This window comes from Eubacterium sp. (assembly GCF_057858645.1).
Genome location: NZ_DBLZZO010000013.1, coordinates 36,330 through 60,196, shown reverse-complemented (window position 1 = coordinate 60,196; position 23,867 = coordinate 36,330). Strand labels below are relative to the sequence as shown.

Annotated in this window: 21 protein-coding genes and 2 tRNA genes; all 23 read left to right on the top strand. The window is 34.5% G+C overall.

Going from position 1 to position 23,867, the window contains the following annotated elements; translation table 11 throughout:
- Nucleotides 1-7 precede the first annotated feature (7 nt).
- A complete protein-coding gene (locus ACZM4J_RS06010; protein ID WP_489485786.1) occupies nucleotides 8-691 on the top strand; it encodes a hypothetical protein in 684 nt (227 codons plus the stop codon).
- An 85-nt stretch (nucleotides 692-776) separates the two neighbouring features.
- Nucleotides 777-1,196: a prepilin peptidase gene (locus ACZM4J_RS06005; RefSeq protein ID WP_290987083.1), complete on the top strand. Its 420-nt coding sequence runs from the start codon at nucleotides 777-779 to the stop codon at nucleotides 1,194-1,196.
- 13 nt (nucleotides 1,197-1,209) lie between these two features.
- Nucleotides 1,210-1,614: a hypothetical protein gene (locus ACZM4J_RS06000; RefSeq protein WP_489485785.1), complete on the top strand. Its 405-nt coding sequence runs from the start codon at nucleotides 1,210-1,212 to the stop codon at nucleotides 1,612-1,614.
- Between the two features lie 4 nt (nucleotides 1,615-1,618).
- Nucleotides 1,619-2,923, top strand: coding sequence for a DUF6382 domain-containing protein (locus ACZM4J_RS05995; RefSeq protein WP_412623103.1), 1,305 nt, complete (start codon nucleotides 1,619-1,621; stop codon nucleotides 2,921-2,923).
- A gap of 145 nt (nucleotides 2,924-3,068) precedes the next feature.
- A complete protein-coding gene (locus ACZM4J_RS05990; RefSeq protein ID WP_412623102.1) occupies nucleotides 3,069-3,794 on the top strand; it encodes an NAD-dependent protein deacylase in 726 nt (241 codons plus the stop codon).
- A 145-nt stretch (nucleotides 3,795-3,939) separates the two neighbouring features.
- Nucleotides 3,940-5,538 (top strand): LysM peptidoglycan-binding domain-containing protein, encoded by a 1,599-nt coding sequence (locus tag ACZM4J_RS05985; protein WP_428245050.1) that lies wholly within the window; start codon nucleotides 3,940-3,942, stop codon nucleotides 5,536-5,538.
- Nucleotides 5,539-5,606: 68 nt separating this feature from the next.
- Nucleotides 5,607-6,809: a DUF5711 family protein gene (locus ACZM4J_RS05980; protein WP_302689683.1), complete on the top strand. Its 1,203-nt coding sequence runs from the start codon at nucleotides 5,607-5,609 to the stop codon at nucleotides 6,807-6,809.
- Between the two features lie 172 nt (nucleotides 6,810-6,981).
- Nucleotides 6,982-7,689, top strand: a complete 708-nt coding sequence (locus tag ACZM4J_RS05975) for a CvpA family protein (RefSeq protein ID WP_022165691.1) — start codon at nucleotides 6,982-6,984, stop codon at nucleotides 7,687-7,689.
- Nucleotides 7,690-7,802: 113 nt separating this feature from the next.
- Nucleotides 7,803-7,874 (top strand) — tRNA-Glu (locus ACZM4J_RS05970).
- Between the two features lie 70 nt (nucleotides 7,875-7,944).
- Nucleotides 7,945-8,015, top strand: a tRNA-Cys gene (locus ACZM4J_RS05965).
- Between the two features lie 177 nt (nucleotides 8,016-8,192).
- Nucleotides 8,193-9,947: a hypothetical protein gene (locus ACZM4J_RS05960; protein WP_428245049.1), complete on the top strand. Its 1,755-nt coding sequence runs from the start codon at nucleotides 8,193-8,195 to the stop codon at nucleotides 9,945-9,947.
- Nucleotides 9,883-11,712 carry an Ig-like domain-containing protein gene (locus tag ACZM4J_RS05955; RefSeq protein WP_428245048.1) on the top strand — a complete coding sequence of 610 codons (1,830 nt, stop codon included), beginning with the start codon at nucleotides 9,883-9,885 and terminating at the stop codon, nucleotides 11,710-11,712. Before ACZM4J_RS05960 ends, ACZM4J_RS05955 begins: the two co-directional genes overlap by 65 nt.
- The gene (locus ACZM4J_RS05950) at nucleotides 11,712-11,891 is read left to right on the top strand and encodes a DUF951 domain-containing protein (protein WP_302689687.1); all 180 of its coding nucleotides are present in this window, start codon (nucleotides 11,712-11,714) and stop codon (nucleotides 11,889-11,891) included. Before ACZM4J_RS05955 ends, ACZM4J_RS05950 begins: the two co-directional genes overlap by 1 nt.
- 256 nt (nucleotides 11,892-12,147) lie before the next feature.
- A complete protein-coding gene (rpsF, locus tag ACZM4J_RS05945; protein WP_022165694.1) occupies nucleotides 12,148-12,438 on the top strand; it encodes a 30S ribosomal protein S6 in 291 nt (96 codons plus the stop codon).
- A gap of 22 nt (nucleotides 12,439-12,460) precedes the next feature.
- Nucleotides 12,461-12,910, top strand: coding sequence for a single-stranded DNA-binding protein (locus ACZM4J_RS05940; RefSeq protein ID WP_022165695.1), 450 nt, complete (start codon nucleotides 12,461-12,463; stop codon nucleotides 12,908-12,910).
- A 20-nt stretch (nucleotides 12,911-12,930) separates the two neighbouring features.
- Nucleotides 12,931-13,194, top strand: coding sequence for a 30S ribosomal protein S18 (gene rpsR, locus ACZM4J_RS05935; protein ID WP_022165696.1), 264 nt, complete (start codon nucleotides 12,931-12,933; stop codon nucleotides 13,192-13,194).
- A gap of 591 nt (nucleotides 13,195-13,785) precedes the next feature.
- A complete protein-coding gene (locus ACZM4J_RS05930; protein ID WP_022165698.1) occupies nucleotides 13,786-15,441 on the top strand; it encodes a histidine kinase N-terminal 7TM domain-containing protein in 1,656 nt (551 codons plus the stop codon).
- Complete coding sequence (locus ACZM4J_RS05925; protein WP_428245047.1) at nucleotides 15,441-16,682, top strand: sensor histidine kinase; 1,242 nt, start codon at nucleotides 15,441-15,443, stop codon at nucleotides 16,680-16,682. The genes ACZM4J_RS05930 and ACZM4J_RS05925 overlap by 1 nt, the downstream gene beginning before the upstream one ends.
- Complete coding sequence (locus ACZM4J_RS05920) at nucleotides 16,679-17,317, top strand: response regulator (RefSeq protein ID WP_428245046.1); 639 nt, start codon at nucleotides 16,679-16,681, stop codon at nucleotides 17,315-17,317. The genes ACZM4J_RS05925 and ACZM4J_RS05920 overlap by 4 nt, the downstream gene beginning before the upstream one ends.
- 184 nt (nucleotides 17,318-17,501) lie before the next feature.
- Complete coding sequence (locus ACZM4J_RS05915; protein ID WP_489485783.1) at nucleotides 17,502-19,244, top strand: fibronectin type III domain-containing protein; 1,743 nt, start codon at nucleotides 17,502-17,504, stop codon at nucleotides 19,242-19,244.
- Between the two features lie 601 nt (nucleotides 19,245-19,845).
- Nucleotides 19,846-20,316 carry an RNA polymerase sigma factor gene (locus ACZM4J_RS05910; RefSeq protein WP_022164879.1) on the top strand — a complete coding sequence of 157 codons (471 nt, stop codon included), beginning with the start codon at nucleotides 19,846-19,848 and terminating at the stop codon, nucleotides 20,314-20,316.
- Between the two features lie 2 nt (nucleotides 20,317-20,318).
- Nucleotides 20,319-21,701 carry a DUF4367 domain-containing protein gene (locus ACZM4J_RS05905; protein WP_022164880.1) on the top strand — a complete coding sequence of 461 codons (1,383 nt, stop codon included), beginning with the start codon at nucleotides 20,319-20,321 and terminating at the stop codon, nucleotides 21,699-21,701.
- Between the two features lie 413 nt (nucleotides 21,702-22,114).
- Nucleotides 22,115-23,725, top strand: coding sequence for an SH3 domain-containing protein (locus tag ACZM4J_RS05900; protein ID WP_022164881.1), 1,611 nt, complete (start codon nucleotides 22,115-22,117; stop codon nucleotides 23,723-23,725).
- Nucleotides 23,726-23,867: the final 142 nt, after the last annotated feature.

The window sequence follows — 23,867 nt, the reverse complement described above, 5'->3', positions numbered from 1 at the left end:
CATTACTTTGGAAGCTGCTATTGTTATAACAATTTTTATGTTGGCAATTCTTTCGGTGATAAGTTACATAACAGTTCTTAACAAACAGTTACATAACCAAAAACAAATAAATAATATGGGAATTGCGTTATCAAAACTAAATTACTATAAACAATGTACAGAAAAAAGTAAGAAGTATAGTGAGGATTTAGGACTGTTAGAAAGTGGAGTGCAAAGTCTTAAACAAAGTGGCGAGATAGAGAAAAAAACTTCAGAAGAAGGAGTAATAGATATTGTTTTTCCGTATATCGTTAGAATTCCGTACATTAATAAGCCTATAGTTTTAACTCAACGGTGCTATTTAAAGGATTGGACAGGTTATGATTTAACAAAGGAACAGGAACTTGTTTATATTACAAAAAACGGAAAAGTCTATCATGTTACTAAAGAATGTACACATTTGTCTCTGAAAATAAGCAAGATTGGCGTTATAGAATTAAAAATTAAAAGAAACTGTTACGGGCAGGTGTACAGTAGATGTTCTATATGTGTAAATAAAAAAGGCACATTAGGATCAGAGGTGTTTATTACTGAAGATGGAAATAAATACCATAATAGTTTAATGTGTAGCGGACTTTTGAGAAATATTATCACAGTAGAAAAGAGTAAGGTTAAAAATATGCCACCTTGTAGTAGATGTTCAGGAAAATAATACAAGGTTATATATGGTAATTTGTAGCAAAATATTATGGGCTTTTTATGAAGACAGTATTAGATATATGTATTAGGAGAATAAAATGTATGAAATATGGAGTGTAGTGTTTTTACTTGTATGTGCAATTGCAGATTATAAAACAAAAGAAATTTATGTATGGTTCTGCTTGCTAAATTATTTTTTAGCCATAGTAATGAAAGTGGTAACCAATAATTTGAAATTAGAAAATATTATAATCGGCATTATTGTGTGTACATTATTATATATTATTGCGTTAGTAACAAAGGAAGCAGTAGGTGTAGGAGATATTTTGATAATTTTAACATTAACGGCAATGGTTGAATTGAAGGTTGTCTTAAACGTAATGATGATTGCATTTATTATTAGTGCGATTTTTTCGATAATAGGTGTTTCCATCGGTAAGATGAGTTTGAAAACAAATATCCCGTTTGTACCATTTATATTTTGTGGGAATATTCTGTTTTATTTATGCAAGGCATAGAAAAGGAAGGTGTATGATAAAAACATTGTACAGGAAAATGGTCAGGAAAACTTTAAAAGGACAAATTACAATTGAGGCATCAATAATTGTACCAATAACAATATTAATTGTAACATCGTTAGTTTATGTTTCTCTTTATTGTCACGACTTGGTGACTGTGAGAAGCACAGCGCTAACTTATATTGACGGTGAACAAAATGGTAATGGAGGGTGCTTTGTAATATCCCCTTTAATAGTTAAAGACGAAGATAAGATTAGCACAAAAGTAAGTGCTGATTTTGGAAGTAAAAGTAATGCTAATTTTTTAAATAAAATAATTAGTCGGAAATCAAAAGATGAAATTAAAATTCAAAAAGTGATGAATAGAGAGCTTTTATACGCAATAAGAGCTATGGAAGATGGATTTGGAAGGAAGTGATAGTATGGAAATATCTTATATAAAAGACGGAAACAGAAACACGATGATTATAAAAGACATAAAAATAGAGAAGAATGATTATAAACTTCAGATGGTATTAAACAATCATATTGAGGGATTAGTTCAAATAAGTGTGGAGTCAATAAATAATGAAACCATGTTATATTATGATATTTCGTCTAAAACACAAATGTCTAATATGTTTACCAGAAAACAAATGTCAGGTAAGGAACTTTACATATTTATAAAAGATATAAAAATGCTATCCGAGAGAATGAGTGAATATTTACTTACATTAGACAATATAATATTTGACACAGATTTAATATTTTTCAACAGACAAAAAGGAAAATATGAGTTTTGTTATGTTTCTGAGAATAAAGAAGATTATCAGGTAAATCTGAGAACTCTTTTTGATAAACTATTGGAATATATAGATCATAATGATAAAGAAGCTGTGCTTATTGCTTATGGAATTCAGCAAATGACAACAAATGCAGATTTCACATTGCAGGAGTTACTTAGATGTGCATTTGAAAATATACAGGAATATAAGAAAGAAAAAAGCAATAGCGAAAAAATAAGAACAGAAGATATAGTAAAACTTGATATAGAAAATGAAAACGAGAATTCAAAGGAAAAATATAGCATAAGAAAGAAAAACAAAAAGGAAAACAAAAAAGAAAATAGAAAACAAAATGAGAAAGAATCTGAAAAAGAAAATGAAAAGAGAAATATATTAAAATCCATAGCAGGAATATTTAAAAGAAAAGACAAATATAAAACGGAAGAAGATTTAGATTTCTTTGATTATCTTGAAGAGGAGGAAGCTTCTTTTGTTGCAGAAGAAGCTGGAACTTATAAAGCTGAGGGTTATGGGGAGGAAACTTATAAGAAAGAAATACACAAAAGTGCAGGAGATTACTTTGATAATTCCGTAAAAAGTTTTTGCACAAAGAACAGTCAACAGTTTCAGGAAGACAGGACTATGGTGTTGATTAATCCACTACTATCTAAAGACATAAAACTTGTAGCAGTGGGGACAGAAATACCAATAAATATTAAGCCGTCAAACTATCCTTATATAATTGGAAAAAGCAGTTCAAGTAGTGATTTCTGTATTGATAGTGCAGTAATTAGCAGAGTGCATGCACGAATTACAGAAGAGTTAGGAGACTACTTTATTGAAGATTTGAATTCGACTAACGGTACATTTTTAAATGGAGAAAAATTAGAACCTCATAAGCTGTTACCGATAGAAATTGGGGACAAAATTACCCTTGCAAACATAGACTTTGTTGTAGAGTAAGAATTGTAAAGATGTTATAATAATACCAGTGTAGTTAAATATAATTGTATTTATACTTATATTTATATTTGGTATTAAATAAAATCCTTAATGTAAACCAGTTGTTTGAGAGTGAGTAACAGAACAAGAAAAAGAGGTGCTTATAATGGAAGAAAACATAAAGAAATTAAAAGAGATTATTGATGGAAGCGATAATATTGTATTTTTTGGTGGAGCAGGTGTTTCTACAGAAAGCGGAGTACCTGATTTTAGAAGCGTGGATGGATTATATAATCAGGAATATGCATATCCACCGGAAACTATTTTAAGCCACAGTTTCTATAGAAGAAATCCGGAGGAGTTCTATAGATTCTACAGAAATAAGATGCTTTTTCCTAATGCAAAACCTAATATGGCTCATAAAACTTTAGCCAAATTAGAGGAAATGGGAAAATTAAAAGCAGTGATTACTCAGAATATAGATGGTTTGCATCAGGCGGCAGGTAGCAAAAACGTATACGAATTACATGGCTCAGTACACAGAAATCATTGTCAGGATTGTGGAAAATTCTACGGTTTTGATCAGGTTTATGAAATGGAAGGCATACCAAGATGTCAGTGTGGTGGAATTATCAAACCAGATGTTGTGTTATATGAGGAAGGATTAGATCAGAAAACCATACAACTTTCAGTGGAGGCAATTGCCAAGGCTGATGTTCTAATTATTGGTGGAACATCACTGGCAGTATATCCGGCAGCAGGTCTTGTGGATTACTATAGAGGAAATAAGCTTGTTCTTATTAATAAGAGTAAAACACAAAAAGACCAAAGAGCAGACCTTGTAATAAATCAACCGATAGGTGAAGTTTTAGGTCAGGTTGTGGAGTTATAAAGATTAAATTGTAATTAACAAGGCACTGGTGTATTCCCAGTGTCTTTTTTGTCGCAAACTTTTACAAGGGTTCAAACTGTTTTTGACAAAATAGAACAGAGCCTATGTGCTATTATCATTGGGTATTATAGAAAAGGAGGGGCCCATGATAGAGATGGTATATAGTAGCAAAGAGTCTGAGGAACAGGGAAATGTAACTATTCCTAAAAACATACGCCAAATAGGTGAAAATAATTCCAATCAAAAAATTTACGTTGAGGATAATGTTATAACAAATTTAAAGAAAAGAACAGGAAAACAGGAAGATGTAAATTATGGAGTTTTACTTGGGGAAATAAAAAGAAAAAATGGAAATACATATGTTTTTGTTAAGGGAATGGTAGAAGTAAGGGAAGTGATAGAAAATAGTTTGATTTTCAATGATGACATCTGGGCAGCAATATATAAAGACATAAAAAAATATTTCTCTAAAATGAATATTGTTGGATGGTTTGTTTCAGTACCATATAGAGTTCGGGATGATTTGAAAGGCATACGCAAACTGCATTTAGATAACTTCGCAGGCAATGATAAAGTTTGTTTTCTTACAGACAGAACTGAAAATGATGAAAATTTCTATATGTGCAAGCAAGGGAACTTAGAAAAGCAATCCGGATACTATATCTATTATGAGAGAAATGAAAAAATGAAGAAATATATTAAAAGTTTAAATAATGAGAAAAATGAAAGTAATGAGAATAATGTAGCAAAAGAAAATAGTAAGGGGGTAACTTCAAAACAAAAAGCAACCAATGACAATTTGGTGAATAATGATTTGAAAAAAAACTTGGCCGGGAATTCATCGCATAATTCAAGTCAGAATGCAAATCAGAATTCAATCCAAAATTCAACCCGCAAAAACGAAAATCTAATAGACCAAAATAAAAGCAAGCTTGGCACAAAGGGTGGAAAGTTAGCAGCAACTTTTAAAAATCAAAGAAATAATATGCAGGCGGGCGGCACAAATCAACATAAGACAATCAAGGGTAGTGAACATGTAGAAATAAAAGAAAGAGATATTAACAGACCAAAAAGCTTTAGAGAAATACTGAAAGAAGAAAGTGGCAACAGAAAGCAGGGGAGAGTTGCTTATGGAATAAGTGGTCTATTAATTATAGCATTATTGCTATCAACGGTTGTAATGCTAAATAATTATGGAGAACTAAAAAACATAAAACAAACATTATCCGGCTACAGCATGAATGAGGAAGCAAGAGCGGTTAATCAACAATTAAATAGTAACAGTGAGGAAACAAAGGAAATTTTAAAAGATAGTGAAGACAAATCAAAAAGTGCTACCGATAGCAATTTAGATAAAAACAACAATCAGGAAAATATTAATCAGAAGAGTAAAAACCAGGGTGATTCTTATCAAACCGGAACCCAAAAAAACGAAATACAAAACAACAGTTCGCAAAATAGTTCATCAAAAAATAACAGTGAGCAGAACTTTAATGAATTGGAAAACGAAAATGCAAATAGCAGTGTAAAGAAGGAAGCGAATGCAGCTAATGATTCTTCTAAAAAAACGAAAAAAGTAAACAATGTTGCAGGTATGTCTTATACGGTAAAGAAGGGACAAACCCTATACGATATTAGTATGAAAGTTTATGGAACGAGCAAAATGGTAGATGAAATAAAAGAATATAATGATATTGATGATGACTATACAATTATTGAAGGTCAGAAAATTTTATTACCATAAAAAACATAGTGCCATAATCCAAAACTTATTGTATAATCGTTTATAGATTTTAGATAGGAAGTGAGATTGTGGCACAGAGTAATAAAAATTCTGATAAAGTAAGACAGTTTAAAAAGTCTTATTTAGATTTTAATTTTATAGATGTAATAAAGAAACATACAAATAGATTTACAATAAAAATTGCAATTTGCGTTTTGGTGGCAATCGTAGCAGTTATTGGTATATTCTTGTATAAACGATATAGTAGTTACGATGACTATAAGGTAATTAATTCCATTAAGATTGATGGAAGTACAGAAAGTAAATATTTATCTTATAAGGATTTCGTAATCAAATATAGTGGAGATGGAATTTCTTATATTGATGATGATGGTACTGTTTGGAATGAAGCTTTTCAGATGAAGTCTCCAATGGTAGATATATGTGGAGATTATATAGCTGTTGCTGACAAAAACAGCAATGATGTTTACATATATAATCAGGATGGCAATCAGGGAAAGGTAACAACTAATTTCCCAATTGTGAAAGTGGAAGTTGCAGAGCAGGGCGTTATAGCTGTTTTGTCAGAAGATAAAGATGCCAATTATATAGAAGTTTATGACAGAGACGGAAATAAGTTGGTTATTCACAAAACCCTTTTAGATGAAAACGGATATCCTCTTGATTTTTCAATATCAAAAGATGGGGACAAAATGGCAGTATCATATATAACTGTCAATAACGGTTCTATGAGTAACAGAGTTGTGTTTTACAATTTTTCTAATGCAGGTAAAAATTCCACTGACAAAATAGTGGGAGAGTTTGACCAGTACAAAGAGGTTATTGTACCTACGGTAAAATTTGTAACAAACGATGATGTTGTAGCAGCAGGTGAGAACATTCTGTCTTTGTATGGATTTAAAAATAAACCTTCATTAAGGGAAGATGTTAAAATAAATGAAGAGATTCAGAAAATATTTTATAGTGACCAGTATGTGGGCGTGATTCTAAAAAATACTAATAGTAAGTTCCCATACAGAATACAGGTTTATGACTTGAATGGAAACAAAAAAATGGAAAAAGAAATCAAATTAGAATATGATAATGTTTCTTTTTCAGGGGATAATGTTTTAATGTACGATGACATGAACTGTCAGATTATATCTTTTGATGGAGTTCAGAAGTTTAAGGTGACATTTAATGGAGCAGTAAATGCAATTATTCCAATTGATGGTTCAAGAACTTTTCTTATTATGACAAAGTCAAAAATACAGAAAGTTAAATTAAAATAAAAAATTAATTGTGTGAAAACAGAAAAATCTTATAAAGTTGTTTAAGATAGATTATACAAATTATAAGAACGAATCGAAAAAGATAAGGGAAAAGACAAAGAACAAAATAATTTAAAAAATCAGATTAACGGAATAACAAAAAGAAAAGGAAATTTCTTTAAGGAGAATACTAATGGGAAATACATTATTAATAATAGTAGGTATATTTATGGTTGCAATGACGGCAATCGGCTTAAAAAGAGGAATGCTTAAGATGGCATTTTCACTTATATCAGTAGTAGTAGTTTTATTATTGGTTAATATTTTGACACCTCCAACTAAGCAGTTGTTGAAAGCAACACCAATTTATACAGGCATACAAAACACAATAGAGGAATATGTTAGTAATAACATAGAATCATCAGCACAAAGTGTAACACAAACAGGTGTTGGTGCTCAAAAGAAAATTATTGAAAAATTGCCTTTACCAAAGGAAATAAAAGCAACGCTTAATGAAAATAACACTGAGGAAAGTTATGCAAGTTTGAAAGTAACTACTTTTTCAGAATATATAGCTGAGTCTTTAACTGATATGGTTATGAATGCAGTTACCTTTATTATTTTATTTGTTATATTAACAATTCTTGTGAAGATTGTAGTTCATGCCTTAGATATTATCGCTAAGTTGCCTGTTCTTAGAACGTTCAACACTATTGGTGGGGCATTAATAGGTTTAGGCGAATCATTAGTAATTATATGGATTGCCTGCATTGTTGTAACAGCATTCAGCGCAACAAGTTGGGGACAGCAGATTTGTACAGGAATATCAGAGAATGGATTGCTAAGTCTGATTTATGATAACAACATTATTCAGCATTATATAAGCGGAATCTTCAGCTAAGAATAAAGATTATAACAATGAAAATAATATAAAAATAAATATAAAAAACTCTTGACAAATAAAAATACATTTGATAGACTACTAAAGCTGTTAAGAAACAAACAGCTTTATATGGCTCCTTGGTCAAGCGGTTAAGACATCGCCCTTTCACGGCGGTAACACGGGTTCGATTCCCGTAGGAGTCACTTCCGTTAAGAATTTTATTTCTTGACGATAACAAGAACCCTTGATATAATAAAGGGGTTCTAAATATAAGGCGCAATAGCCAAGTGGTAAGGCACGGGTCTGCAACACCCTGATCACCAGTTCAAATCTGGTTTGCGCCTCTTAAGAATCGTTCATGTGAGCGGTTCTTTTTTTGTATAATCAGAAATTCTTTTAGAATTCCTGATTATACAAAAAACGTTCCACTATGGATTTTAGTGTACTGCTGTGGTATCATTAAAATAGTGGGCTAAAATTAGAAACAGAATTTGCCGATTATTATGGGAAGGAAACGTTATATGTTTGTAGGAAGATATGGAAGAAATACAACGGGAGGTTTTGTTTCAAAGACTAAACCACCAATTAAGAAAATAATAATTTCATTTATTATAGTAGCAGTTATTGAGTTTTTAGCATTTTATGCATTTCTCCCACCATTGAATATTCATTCTATGGAGTTTTGGGAGTTTCAGGGATTCTTTATAGTAGCATTCTTTTTGCTTACATTTAAAATTCCTAATTTTGAAGAGGCAAAAATTCAGTACAATATTGTATCAAAGATATTTGGTATAATTATTCTGTTGGCGGTAATAATTGTAATTATTGGAAATGTAATTTCTGCAAAGATATTTAACGCAGGCAGATATTCATCTTTAATAGATATAGAGAACACAAAATTTGAAGACACTATAAAAGAAACAGATACAATAACAGACGTAGCTTTAATGGACACAGATAGTGCAAAGGTAGTTGGACAAAGAGCTATCGGAGCATTATCAGATGTAGTAAGTCAGTATGAGATTGGAAGTGATTACAGCCAAATTGCATTAAAAGGTGAACCGATGAAAGTGGCATCTTTGGAATATGCGGGTTTTTTCAAATGGTTTAATAATAGAAAAAACGGAATTCCCGGTTATGTGTTGGTTGATGCTGTCAAGTTTGAAGCTAATTATGTAAAATTAGACAAGCCAATTAAATACACAGAATCAGGCTGGTTTAATGACAATTTGGAAAGACATTTAAGATTTAAATATCCAACAGCAATATTTGAAGGCTATTATTTTGAGTTAGATGAAGATGGCAAACCATATTATATCTGCCCGACAATGACTGCAAGAGTAGGCATGTTTGGCGGTATGGATGTTAATGGAGTTGTTATATGTGATCCATGTACAGGTGAAACTAAGAAATATGACTTAAAGGATGTGCCTAATTGGGTTGACAGAGTATATGATGGAGATTTAATTGAACAGAAGTATAACTGGCATGGAATGTTAGCAGACGGATTCATTAACAGCGTAATCGGTCAAAAGGACTGCAAGAAGGCAACAGAAGATTACGGCTACAAAGTAATTGATAATGATGTTTGGATTTACACAGGAGTAACTTCTGTTATAGATGATTCTTCAAATATTGGCTTTGTGATGGTTAATGCCAGAACGGGCAAGGCAAAATATTTTAACGTGGCAGGAGCAGAAGAGTTTTCAGCCATGGAAGCCGCAGAAGGTCAGGTACAGAATCTTGGCTACGATGCAGCATTTCCATCTTTAATAAATATTGATGGAAGACCAACTTATTTTATGGTGTTGAAGGACAAAGGAAATCTTGTAAAACAATATGCATTGGTTGATGTAAAAAAATACAGTATTGTTGCAACAGGAACAAGTCAAAAAGACACATTAAATACTTACAGAAAACTTATAAAAGAAAATGGTGTAAAAACAAGTTCAGATAAGAACAAAAATATTGAACAACAGTACAAGCATGAGCAGGTTACTGTTAAGGATATTAAATATATAAATATGTCAGGAGAAACCTATGTGTACATTACAAGTAATGTCGGTAATGTATATAAGATGAAGTTTTCTGATGATGAAACAATTGTTTTTGTTCAACCGGGAAGTAAAGTCGAGATATTTTATGACGAAAGCAATGAAACAGGAATACGCAGTATAGAAGAGTGGAAAGTGCAAGGTGAAAACGAAACAAATGAAACAACTAACGAACAAACAGGTAAACAAACAGAAGAAACAACAAAAAACAATAATCAGTAAATGTGTAAGTGCAGTTTTAGTGCTGGCAATGGTTATAACTTTATGTAATGTTCCATACAAAGCAAAGGCGGCAACAACATATTCAATGTCAACGTCAGAGATAACATTACTAAAAGGAAAGAAGCATAAATTAAAAATTGTCAATGCACCAAAAAATGCAAAGATTAAATGGAAAACTTCTAACAAGTTTGCAGTTACCGTATCAAAAAAGGGTAAATTGAAAGCCGTTAATTACGGAACAGCAACAATTAAAGCTACTTATAAAAAGAAAAATTATTATTGTCAGGTTACAGTTCCTGACAGTTCAAAACGAGTTACATTAAATACTTATAATGTAAGTTTGGTAGAGGGAAGCACATATCAGTTACAGCCAACATCAGCCAAAACAGTTAAGTATTTTTCAAACAATGATCACATTGCAACAGTTAATGCAAATGGATTAATAAAGGCGCATAATCCGGGAACAGTAGCCATTGCAGCAGAAAATTCTGAAGGATATGCAACATGCACAGTTACAGTTACTCCAAATACAGAAAATCAGACAGCTTTGGATAATTCAGTTAGCAAAAAAACTACAGCAATTAGACGTTTAACAACTAAGAACAATATAAAATACGAAAGAATTACATGGGCTAAGAATAAGATAATACGATTTAAGATTGCAAATTTAGATTCAGATAACGTAAAAAAATGCGTTTGGTCTACTCAGGATGATGAAATATTGTCAAAGCCAAACAATGTCAGCAACGTAATAGTGGCTGGTGCCAAAACAGGAACAACAGGAAAAACAACTATTACGGCTACAGTAACAGATAAGACAGGAAAAACAACAACATATAACAATACCGTTTATGTAACAGAACCCGGAATTAACACAAAGAATCTTGTGCTAATGGGACCTAACATGGGAGCGAACAGACAGCAGTACATATCTTTTTCCGGAATGTCGAAATACAGTAAGATAACATGGGATATGTCACATGCACCGCATGTATCTATTGTAAAATATCACAATAAAGCTAGCATAGTGGGAAACAAGGCAGGTTCAGGTGTGATTAAGGCAACTGTTGATGGAAAAAAATATAATGTAAATTACACAGTTTACAATCCTAAATTTAAGTCAATTAAAGCTGTTTTAGCAAAGAAGAAAACAACAACGATTAAAATTGATGGTATTACAGGCCTTACACCTACATATAAAAGTAGAAATACTGCAGTTGCAACAGTTGATGCTAACGGAAAAATCAAAGGAAAAGGTTCAGGGGTAACATTTGTAGATGTGAAACTTGGTAGCTATACAAAGACATATCGTGTGGAAGTTGCAGCCACAGGTATGAAAACAATAATTTCTAAAGCACAGAAAATCGTTAATACTTGGAAATACAATCAGGGAAAACGTATGCAGTATGGGTATTATGATTGTTCATCATTAGTATGGAAGGGATATCAGGTATACAAAAATTACAACAAGAAGTTGGGTAGCACTTCCTGGGCATATACAGCAGGAGAGTTATTTGACTACTTAAAAGGTAAAAATCAGATAGTATACTACGGTTATATAGGATACAACTATATGAAACCAGGTGACCTTATTTTCTATGGCGATTACAATAGTGCGGTAATGTATAGCACACCTGGAAGAACATTAGATATTTACCATGTGTCAATGTATGCCGGAAATGGTAAAGTTGTAGAAAAAGGTGGTAAAACAATAAATTATAACAACACAAAACACATTGTTGGAATAGGAAGGGTAGTTAAATAGTGGAGTACGATATTGGAAATATAGTAACGCTAAAAAAAGGCCATCCCTGTGGAACAAACCAATGGAAAATCATACGAACAGGGGCGGATTTTAAATTGAAGTGCTGTGGATGTGATAGAATAGTAATGATTCCGCGGAAAACATTTGAAAAAAGTGTAAAAAAGATAATTTCGGAATAATACCTTAAGTGAATTTCGAAGTTCTGTTTTATGCAACCAATCCAGAAGTTAGTTTTGCATTCAACCAATTAATTATAATTAAATAAGTTTTAATTATAATCAATTGAAAATTAAATACACAAAATTAAACAAAATGTAGAAAAGTCCTTGATTTAGGGACTTTTTTATGTTATTATGTGTATTCGTGAAAAAAATAATTTTTCCTTGCTTTTTTACTTATAGGTAGAAAGGCCAGAGACCAAAAGGAGGTAAACGCATGAACAAATATGAGATGACAGTTGTTATTAGTGCAAAACTTGAAGAAGAAGGAAGAACTGCAGAACTTGACAAGGTAAAAGCTTTTGTTGAAAAGTTTGGTGGTACTATTGCTAACATTGATGACGCTGGAAAGAAGAAATTCGCTTATGAAATCCAGAAGATGTCAGAAGGTTACTATTACTTCATCACATTTGATACTGATAATGTAAACGCTCCAAGCGAAATAGAAAGCCAGCTTCGTATTATGGAAAATGTCCTTAGATTCATGACTGTTGCAGTAGAAGCATAGTTAAGATAGAGAGGTATTTAATATGAACAAGGTTATACTAATGGGTCGTTTGACTCGTGATCCTGAAGTTAGATATTCAACATCAGGTGACAATCAGTTAGCTATTGCTAGATATACATTAGCAGTAGACAGAAGATTCAAAAGAGATGGAGAGCAGACAGCAGATTTTATCAGATGTGTAGCATTTGGTAGAAGCGGTGAGTTTGCAGAAAAGTACTTCCATCAGGGAACTAAAATCGTAGCAGAAGGTCGTATTCAGACTGGAAGTTATCAGGACAAAGATGGTAAGACAGTTTACACTACAGAAGTAATTGTAGAAAATCAGGAGTTTGCAGAAAGCAAAGCAGCGTCTGATAATAACGCAGGATTTGCTCAGGCACCTGCAGCGTCAGCACCAACAGCTCCAGCAGGAGATGGTTTTATGAACATTCCTGATAATGTAGACGATTCAGGATTACCATTCAACTTTTAATTAAATTAGGAGGTCAAGTTATGCCATATAATAAGAGTGAAAGACCAGATTCTCCAATGAGAAGAAGAGGCGGTCGTAGAAGAAGAAAAGTTTGTGCATTCTGTGCAAGCGAAAATAAGGCAATCGATTATAAAGATGTAGCAACATTAAAGAGATACGTATCTGAAAGAGGAAAAATTCTTCCTAGAAGAATGACAGGTACATGTGCTAGACATCAGAGAGCTCTTACAACAGCAATCAAGAGAGCTAGAAATATCGCATTAATGCCATATACAGTAGAATAAAATAATGATTTTTAAAGGCTTTCCCGAATGTGGGAGAGCCTTATTTTTATGGTTTGACACCAATTTGACACCAATTGAAAAAGAAAAGGATGTATCGCCCAACATTTAAATCAATTTGATCAGACTGAAAATTGTGATTATGTTGCTAAACTGATGAAGTTTTTAAACAGTTCTTCATCTTTTAATGTATATAATTTTAAACAGTTATTGTCGGACATACAGTTAGAATCAGTCAGTACACAATCAAGTAAAAAACAAAATATAAATGTACAAAAGCAAAGTTCTAATATTTCTTCTAAAACACAAAAAGCTGAGCCGATAGTTAATAGAACTGATGTGAATAGTGTACAACAGCCGAAAGTAAATTCGATACAAAAAGAACCTGTTGTAAGACAGAACATACCTGATAACAGAATATCTGTACCACTAGTACAACCTCCGGTGTCATCAATGAAAGTAAAGCAAGTAGCAATAAAGAGTACTTTTTTTTTCAACGATGGTATGAAATGCGTTATTATGTGGTCGAAACTGTGCAAATATAGTAAGATAGAAGTGATAGAAAATATAGAATAATACAGTAAAGGAATACATTTGAATACGTTAATGAAAAAGAAAAACGAATCCAGTGAACAGTTGAATATCCAGCTCTTTTTGCTATGTATGCTCGCGGCATTGCTCTGTCGCAGATTAGGAAAAATAAGTTCGCTCCGCATTATATGTGGTATGCTGCGGACAATGATCTACGTTGGAGTATATATCGGATGGGGCATCAGCATTTATAAAAGAGTTATTCAGAAATCGGTGCGGAATGTATTGATTTTTATAGCAGAATTGATCATATTCTGGTTTGTTGTGCGCACGACAAAATATTTTTTCACAATGGATAACCAGATCGCGCGTTACTTGTGGTATAGCTATTACATACCGATGTTGTTCATTCCTGTAGCAGTATTGCAGGCAGCATTCTTTCTCGGAAAGTCGGAAGAATATCGGTTGCCTAAATGGTTAAAAGGAGTATATATTCCAACAGCTGCCTTAGTTCTGCTTGTGCTGTCCAATGATTTGCACCAGCTCGTATTTTCTTTTCCGGTAGGGTCTGCGTGGTCAGATAGTCATTATACATACGGATGGGGCTATTATGTGGTGTTGGTTTGGGAAGTAGTCTGCGCTCTAACTGCTTTTGTTCTAATGATTTACAAGTGCAGGCATTCACAGAAAAAGAAATACCTTCCCCTTTTGGGAATCGGCGCTGCAGTTCTCTATGCAGTGCTTTTCATAAGCGGTGTGGCGTGGGTACAGGAAATTGGTGGAGACATTACCGCTGTCTTATGTCTGTTTTTCGTTGGCATACTGGAAAGCTGTGTGCGCTGCGGATTGATCCAGACAAATACTGGGTACGATCAACTGTTTGAAGTCTGTACATTGGGTGCTCAGATCACGGATCAGAATTACAACGTTTGTTATGCGTCTGCGAATGCAATGCCATTATCGAAAAAGACGATGAAGGATGCGGTGGAGAAGGATGTGGTGATCGATAAAAAGACGCGGATCCAGAATCGAACAATTCGTGGCGGTCATGTTCTCTGGCAGGAAGATATGGAAGACATTATTAAGCTTCTTGAGAGAATGGAAGAAAATAGAAAGACGATCGAAGAAAGTAACTGTATCGAGCAGGAAAATTATCAGACGAAGGCAGCCATCAATATGCTGCGTGAGAAAAACCGCTTATTCGACAAACTGCAGACACAGACTGCCAAACAGATCAATCTTTTAAATGAATTGCTCAACCGTTACGAAGAGGAAGAAGAGCTGGAGAAAAGCCGTAGCCTTTTAGTGAAAATCAGCCTCATTGGAACATATATAAAAAGACGCGGAAATCTAGAGTTTATCGAAGAAAAATCAAAAGTATCAGACGTTGTCGAGCTGGAAGCCTGTATAGAGGAATCCTTTTCCAGTTTACGATTGTTAGATATTGACTGCGCATGCTCATTCCCGGAAGGGGAGAAAATCTATGTAAGAGATGCTGTTGTTATGTATCAATTTTTTGAAAATGTAGTGGAAAAATGTGTAGACAGCTGCGCTTCGGTGTGGATAAAGCTCCGCAGTCAGAGTGAGGATATTCTATTCTGTATGGAGATCGAAAGCGAAGCCAATCTTGCCTGTTTTTCAGAAATGGCACAGTCCTGCACATGCGAAGATGGCATATGGCGATTTGTATTTACAGTGGAAAAGGCAGGTGAATCGTAATGCATACATTTTTGATGCTGGCAATATTATTAAGTCTCGTGGCGAGTTTGATCTTGCTTCTTGTTTTCCACGATATGAAGATCGACAATCGAAAGTGGCATATGAATATCGCAATCTTCGTATTTTTGTTTCTTCTTGTAAATGCATTGGCCTATTCTTACGAGGCAGAGCGAGGAAAACCAGCTTATTTTCAAATGCCGGATGTCTCACTGTGGATTTGGTGGTGCATCGTCGGTGTGATCGATGGATTGCTTATCTGGGAAGGATTTTGGCTGCATCGTACAAGAAAAGAAAAAATCCGACAGAATTCTATTAAAGAGGCGATGAATGTATTGCCCATTGGAATCTGTTATTTTACAGAAGATGGATATGTGAAACTTTGCAATGAACAGATGTATCGCCTATTTCAAACAATCGCTCACAGAGATTTGCAAAAGCAAGAGGAATTAAAAGAGGCACTGTGCCTGTGTGAGCGTTATGGTGTGAGCCGGATTAACAACAAAGAAATCTACCTTTTTCCTGACGGGAAGGCATGGAGCTATCGGGAAAATGAAGTGACAGACCGGAAAGGAAAGGCTTATACAGAAGCTATTTTCCTGGATATTACAAAAAAATATGAAGAAAAAATAAATCTGACAAAGCAGACCGAACAGTTAAAAGAAATAGCAAAAGAACTCCGCTATCTGTCGGATAATGTGTTAATCTTGACGCGTGAACGTGAAGTACTTGCGGCAAAGACAAAGCTTCACGATCAGATGGGAGCCGGACTGACTGCGATCCGACAGAGTCTGACACAGGAGAATGCAGATGATAAAGAGGAGGTGCGCTTATTTCGCCACGCCGTAAATGCAATCTGGAACGACAACCAATATCCGCTGGAAGAAGGCGATTTTGAAAGATTTCTGCAGGATGCAAAGACACTTGGCGTAGAAGTGGTGTGTGTGGGAGATTTGCCGGAGTCAGAGGAACTGGCTAGTATCTGCATCCTTGCAATGCGCGAGTGTCTGACAAATGGCGTCTGCCATGCCGGTGCGACAGAGCTCTCCATCCAGATGCAAAATGAAAATCATCAATACAGCATTTGCATCACAAATAATGGAGCAGCGCCGGATAAAGAGATCGTTCCAAAAGGCGGATTGTATAATATTTCCCGACATGTATTTGACTATGGTGGAGAAATGCGAATACAGTCATTTCCGTACTTTGCGTTGACGATTACATTTCAAGAGGAGAGAGCATGAAACAGGTATTAATTGTAGAGGATCAGAGGATGCCCCGTGAAAATATGGAGAGAGTAATCTCAGAGAGCAATAATTATGAGTTTGCGGCAAGCGTAAATGGGGCGGATGTCGCCCTTGCTATATGTAGAAGACAGCGGATCGACCTTGTGTTGATGGACGTATGCACAGCTGGAAATAAAGATGGGATCGAAGCGGCAGCAGAAATAAAGGCAGAGTTTCCAAATATAAAAATCATTATCGTAACTTCCATGGTGGAAGTCGGATATTTGCAGCGGGCAAGAGAGGCGAAAGTAGACAGCTTCTGGTATAAGGATATTAGCCCTGAGCGATTGATTGATGTGATTAATCGGACGATGGACGGGGAAAGTGTATTTCCAGATAAAACACCCAGCGTACAGCTTGGTCTCGCGGATAGTTCAGAATTTACCAATAAAGAGATAGAAGTGCTTCGCTTTGTGTGCGATGGGCTTGAGTACAGCGAGATCGCAGAGCGGATGAACATTTCCGTAAGAACGGTGAAATTCCATGTCTCTAATATTTTGTCAAAAACCGGTTATGCCAATAAGACGCGGCTGGCGATCGCAGTGACAAATAAAAACTTTATCATTCCCAGTAGCTGGGAAAAAATTCAATAATATTCGCACTTTGTTCAGAAAATATTTGTTTACATACTGAAATTTTCAGTAAAATAACGAAAACCTGTCCTTGAGTACAGGGTAAAAAACGAATGCATTTGTTATACTTTAACTAGAAAAATTGTGTCGTTTTTAAAAGATACTCTGGAACTTATTAAAAGAAGATAAGAAGGAGGGACAAGTTATGAGGAAATTAAAGTCGAAACGAATAGGTAACTATTTACTGAAGGGATTGCTGATATGCGCCCTGGTTGTAGGTGGCTGGTTCACAGCTGATATTGGAGCGAAAGCGGAATCTGTTACGCACTCAGTGGAATTTAAATCTGAAGAATCACAAATAGTACAATTTGAGAAAACAGATGGGCCTGAACAGCATATTGAAGTAACAAATAATACACAGCGGCCGATGAAAGTAACATTTTCGCACAATATTCCTATACGGAATTACCATACGAAATTATGGATAGGCGGTCATGAAGTTGCCAGCCGTATGGCTACAGCAGTAAAGGATGCAAATGTACTTTATTTATATCCGTGTCAGTGGGTAGAAAAGGCCTGTGAAGTGGTATTTACAAAAGATGCAGCAGCTTATACGGATATTACTATCAGCGCAGAATTCATTGATCAAAAAATCGGATTCAAAGAAGACGAGATTGGTCTTACAAAAGATACAGCATATGAGATTCCGTTATCTGGACATCCGTACAGTCTTTATGAAGGTCTGACAGGAACGGGAACAGATGAACGTTGGTACAAGTTTAATGTTGCAGACAAAGCAGTGATTGATCCAAGCTTCCACCTTGTTAACACAGAAAGAGCAACTTATTTCGGACAGAATCGTACGTTCATTCGTGTCTATGACTCTAATAATAATCAAATCTATAGCGAAGGATCCTCACAATACAATGGCAAAGAGGCGTGGGAGCCTGGAGCAAAGGTACTAACGCGTGGAATATATTATGTATGTATATCTACTAGCAAAGGTGCTTATTACCCGGCAATTTTTGATTTTAATCTGAATGGACATAACTATATTTCGGCTGAGAAGATTAAATGTTCTCATCAAGAAGTAAAGAAATCACAGTTAGGAAACATAAAAGTCGTTGCAGAGACGGTACCTGCAAATTCCGATGATAAAATCGTAGAAGTATACGATCATATTTCTGGAAAGACATGGAACTATAACAGCAACAAGGTTGCTCATGGCGAAGTTCCAATCTATAATATTAAAGCTGGTAGACAGAGTTGGCTTACCTTCAAAACAAAGAATGGAAAGACTTATACAACAAATCTTTATGTACCAGCAGAGAAATTAAAAAAACCTACAGTAGTGACTTATTATAATTATGCAAAAGTAACCGTAGGATCCACGAAGATGATGGGTACAAATGCTAGAATTCAGATTTATAAAGGTGGTAAGTGGACAACTGTAAAAACGGTGAAAGATTATAATTGTTATAAAGCAATTACAGTAAAGAATCTGAAACCGTTGACAACTTATAAGTTCCGTACGCAGGCTTATGCGAATGGAACAACCGGTACACCGTCTGACGTAGTGACATTGAAGACTGGTTCGGCAGTGAAACCGGCTGTGAAGTCTATTAAGATTGTACAGAAGAAAAAGATAAAAGTAAGAGGTTGGACATCTCCAGGACACTGGAGTGGAAATTACTGGTACCCACCGGTTTACCATAAACCGTACACATGGACAAAATACAAAGTAAAAGTAACATTGAAGAAGAAAGTTCCGAAGATCGGCGGTATGAGGATTGGTGATACATGGACAAAAGGCAATAAGAAAAGCTACACTGTATGGCTGCCAAAGGGAGCACAGACTGGTAAGAAGCTGAATATTTATATGAATACAGGATTAAGTAAGAGCAATGGTCAGGGACCGCAGATTAAAAAAGTGATCAGAGCGAAGTAAAACTTCCTAAATAAAACACATCCCTGGACGGAACAAATGTAAAAACAAGTGTAAAAATAAAGTAAATACATAGTGAGAAAACGAAAAACCCGACGGTCTTGTGATCGTCGGGTTTAGCTTTCTTCAGGCGCATCTGTCGAAAAATTGTGGTTTAGAATTTTGTCGATGGAGCGGTTTGTTTCATGATATTCATTTATCAGATAAGAAAGTCGCTCTTCACCGGAAGCTTCCAGATGATTGGTGCTATGTCAAGATTTAGCACAAAATAAAATGAGAAGTTCTGTCAGCTAAGCAGCCGGCAGAGATTTAGCCCTCTCGTACAATTTTTCAAATTCGTCAGGAGACATATACTCACAATGATATAATAGGTATGTATCCTCCTGAGATTGGAGGAAAAAATGCCTGAGAAAAGAAAAAAAGGACAACACTTAACCGGGGAAAACAGACAGGAGGATACGAAAAGGATAGCCAAATCCAAAGGCATCCAGAAGTTACTCTTGCATTCAACTCCTTGAAATTTTTTCGAGACCTTTTTCCACCCCACACCGTCTAATTAATGTATACAAAAAAAGATGATCATCAGGAAGGACGTACAAACAGTATGAAAAAAGAAAAGTTAGGTGAGACAATAATTGAGTCTCAGGAAAAACTGTATCATATAGCAAAGTCAATGCTTTTTGACGATGAAGATTGTGCCGATGCAATTTCTGAGACAATTGTTAAAGCTTTTAGTAAAATCCACACACTCAAGTCAGAGGAATATGTAGATACATGGTTGGTAAGAATCCTAATAAATGAGTGCTACAACGTTATCAGACAGAAGAAAAAAGTAGTGTCATTAGAGGATTATATGATGAAAAGTCAGACGACAGAGCATAAGGATTATACGGATTTGTACAATGCAATCGGACATCTAAGTGAAAATGAACGTATTTGCGTATCGTTATATTATTTAGATGGTTACAAAGTTAAGGATATTGCCGAGATATTGAAAACAACAGAAAGCGCTGTAAAAAATAGATTGACAAGAGCCAGAGCAAAAATGAAAAATGAATTAAAGGAGGCAGAATAAATATGAAGTTGGAAGATTTACAAAGCCAGTTTCCTAAAATGCCCGAAAGTATGAAAGTGATGGTGGAAAAAGAAGTGAATAAACAGATAAAAACAAAGAGAAAATATGCTCCAAAGAGAGTGGCAGCAGTTGCTTTAGTGGCAACAATGGCTGTGGGAACAACGGTATTTGGTGGTTCAAAAATTGCAAACATGTACTCACATAAAGTAAATAAATATGCAGTTAAAGTACAGACAGATGACACAAAAAAGGCTACTAAAACTGAAAATCTTAAAATTAAAAATGTAAGTCTAAAAATGAACTATCTTCCTGAAGGTGTTGTGAGAAACAGCGAGGATGGAAAATTTAATTTAAAGGGTGATGTAAACCAAAAGGCGATAACTCCTACAATTTACAAGATGACAGAAGGGAATGACAAATTCAAAATTTTAGATACAAACGTATTAAAGAAAGAAGACCTGAAAATAGGCGATAACGATGGCGTTTATGTACAAACAACAAAAATGAATGATGAAAGTTATTCCATGGATAAGATAATGTACATTAACTTTGAAAAACAGCATTATGTAGTCCAGTTAAATCTAGGTGAAGATATTTCAAAAGATGAAGCCGTTAAAATAGCCGAAGGTGTACAACTTGTTGAATCAAAAGTAGCTGACAGAGCGGTTGTAGATTACAGTGACAGTGTGGCGCAGGGAAAACTTGAGGCAGCAGACACTACAGCTAAAGTTACAAGTGTGGATAAGGCTAAAGTTAATTTAACTAAGGTTGGCGGTAGCTTTAAGGAAAGTGGGGCTGATGATGAAAATAAACTCCTAACTGGCAAGGTTACAGATGTAAAAATTCTTGATAACCTTAACATTTTAGGAGCTGATAAGAAAAACTATAGCGAGGTAATTGATTCAAAAGGAAATCTTTTACAGGACACAATTAAATACTACAAGAGTGGGGATGGTGAAAATAGTATAGATAAGGTTGTTAAGTCACGCAAGGTTAATCAGAAATTTATTTATGCAACTGTTCAGTACACAAACAATACAAACAAGACCATTAGAGATTTTTGCTATGGTGCTAATGTAATGTATTTAGAGGATAGCGGTGACAACATTGAACTTTATGAAGAAACTCCGGGTAAGAACGACAAGTGGGATTTCATTGAGAAAACATCAGCGTATAGTTTTGATGAGATGATTTACTGGGATGTGAAGAATAATGGTATCCACAATTCAATTGCTGCAATCAAACCGGGTGAAACTAAAACAGTTCATATGGGATTTATTGTGGACGAGGATATGCTTAAATACACTGTATTGAATTTTACAGATGAAAAAACCGACTTAAGTGACAATGTTATCTCAAACGGACTTGTTGACATTAGACAGTAGAACGGAAAATGAAAAGGGATAATGAAAACTTACAAAAACAAGCTGAAAAAATACTTTAATAAATCTGGAAAGACAGATACCGGATTTATTAAAAATAGGGGAGATACTAGATTTATCAAAACCGAAAGGAAAAACTAGAGGGAGAATAAAGACAAAAATAATAAGAATAAAGAATAATAATAAGCAGGGCAGCATAGAATGTAGAGTGACATTTTAGACTGCTTTCGTAGAAAGGGGAAGCTTAGGCTTCCTCTTTTTATGTTATACACATGTCAGATTATGTATAAAAATAGAGAAACAAAATAAAAAAATAAACAGAAAAACAGAAAAGATTCAACAAACTTTGTTAAAAAAATATCTATTATAGATTTTTGAAAAAAAGAGTTCTATAATAGTAAATCGAGGTGTTATAAATGAGAAAGAAAGTATGTATATTGGCTATTTCAGCGATGACTATATGTTCCGTACCGGTTTCGGCAAATACTCATACTATATCCACAACTCAGAAGGTATTGGAACATTCATCTGAGAATCAAATAGTCGATGATGGCGTTTTTGAAGTAGACAAGGTATCAGAGAAGAAGATTATAAAGTTCTACAAGAAAAATTCCAAAAAGAAAAAATTAACAAAAATTGATAAATATAAATTAAAAGTAGAAGATTTAGGAATTGTTAAGAATTCAAGGGATGACGATTTTACAAAGATTAAGTCAGAGGATAATAAAAAGTCAAAAACAGCAGGCTATATCAAAAACAATTCGGCTGTTAAAGTAATTGAGTATTCTAACAATTTTTACAAAATAAAATCAGGAAAAGTAACAGGCTATATTGGTGAAAAAGATTTATTGGTAGACAAAGAAGTAGAGCCTTTTTTGCTGAAAAATAAAAACGTTACAGCAAGTTTCCATAAAGGAAATACAAACTTAAGAAACAGTGAGAAAAGCAAAAGCACTGTAATTGGTGTTTGCTATAAGAATAGTGAGTACCCAATTGTTAAGTTTTCCAAGGATTATAAGAAAGCAGAAATTAAAAGAAGCGAAACTGTAACAGGTTGGGTTTCGGTGAAAGAAATTAATATTGGAATCGAATCTCATAAGGCAATGACCACGAAAGCATACAAAGAGTATGTTGCAGCAGAGAAGAAAAAAGAGCAGGAAGCTTTAGATCAGGCTTTGAAGCAGGCAATTAATGCAAGTATTGGTACAACGGGCAATAGCTTGGTTGACGCATCAATTTCTTTGATTTCACATAATGAATCGGGAGATTTTAGAGCCGCAAGAAACAAGTTGTCAAGATTTGCAGGCGAAAAGACAATTACCGTTGGCGCATGGCAGTGGTATGGCGAGAGAGCTCACAATCTTTTGAAAGAAATATATGCTGCTGATAAGGATAAAGCATTTAATCTTGCAAAAAGCGTTTATTATGGCAAAAAGCGAGAAGAAAATGCAAAGAAATTTATTGCAGATATCACTTCATCAGACAACTGGGAAAGTACAAAGCGTAAATTTACTGACAAGGAAATTACGGTTGTAAAAGCACTTCTTGGAAGTGGAAATGGCGTTGCGGTTCAGAAATCGCAGGTGAAAAAAGACGTTAATAACATTGTAAGTATTGCAAAGAATACATATAAATTAAAAAATCCGGCGCTTGTTGTATATTTCGCAGATATGTTTTGGCAGAGCCCTAATACGGCAAGAGAAGTGGCAAAACAGACAATAGATTATTTCAAAGGTACAGACAAGTTGAATGCAGACAAAAATGGATTAGCAAAAATGCATGAGTTTGCAACAAAAAGTTCAACTTTTGGAAAATTTTCAACAAGACGCAATTATACATATTCTGCATGTAAAAAACTTAATTCAGGTACTGTGGATACAATAGCGATTGAGAAAAAGAAGCAGAAACTAGCCGAGGAGAAGGAAAAGAAAGCAGAAGAAAAGAAGAAACGTCAGGAAGAAAAAGCCAAAAAGAAATTAGAGCAAAATAAAAAACAGAAAAAGCTCGAAAAAGAGCAGAACAAATAAGAAAATAACTAATATTAGGGAATCTCCCAAAAACGTAAAGCAATAAAAAAGAGATGCTGCTAAGGTTAAAAACTTAGCGGTGTCTCTTTTTTTGAACTAATAATAAACAAGGGGCGACCGATTAGGTCGCCCCTCCATATTA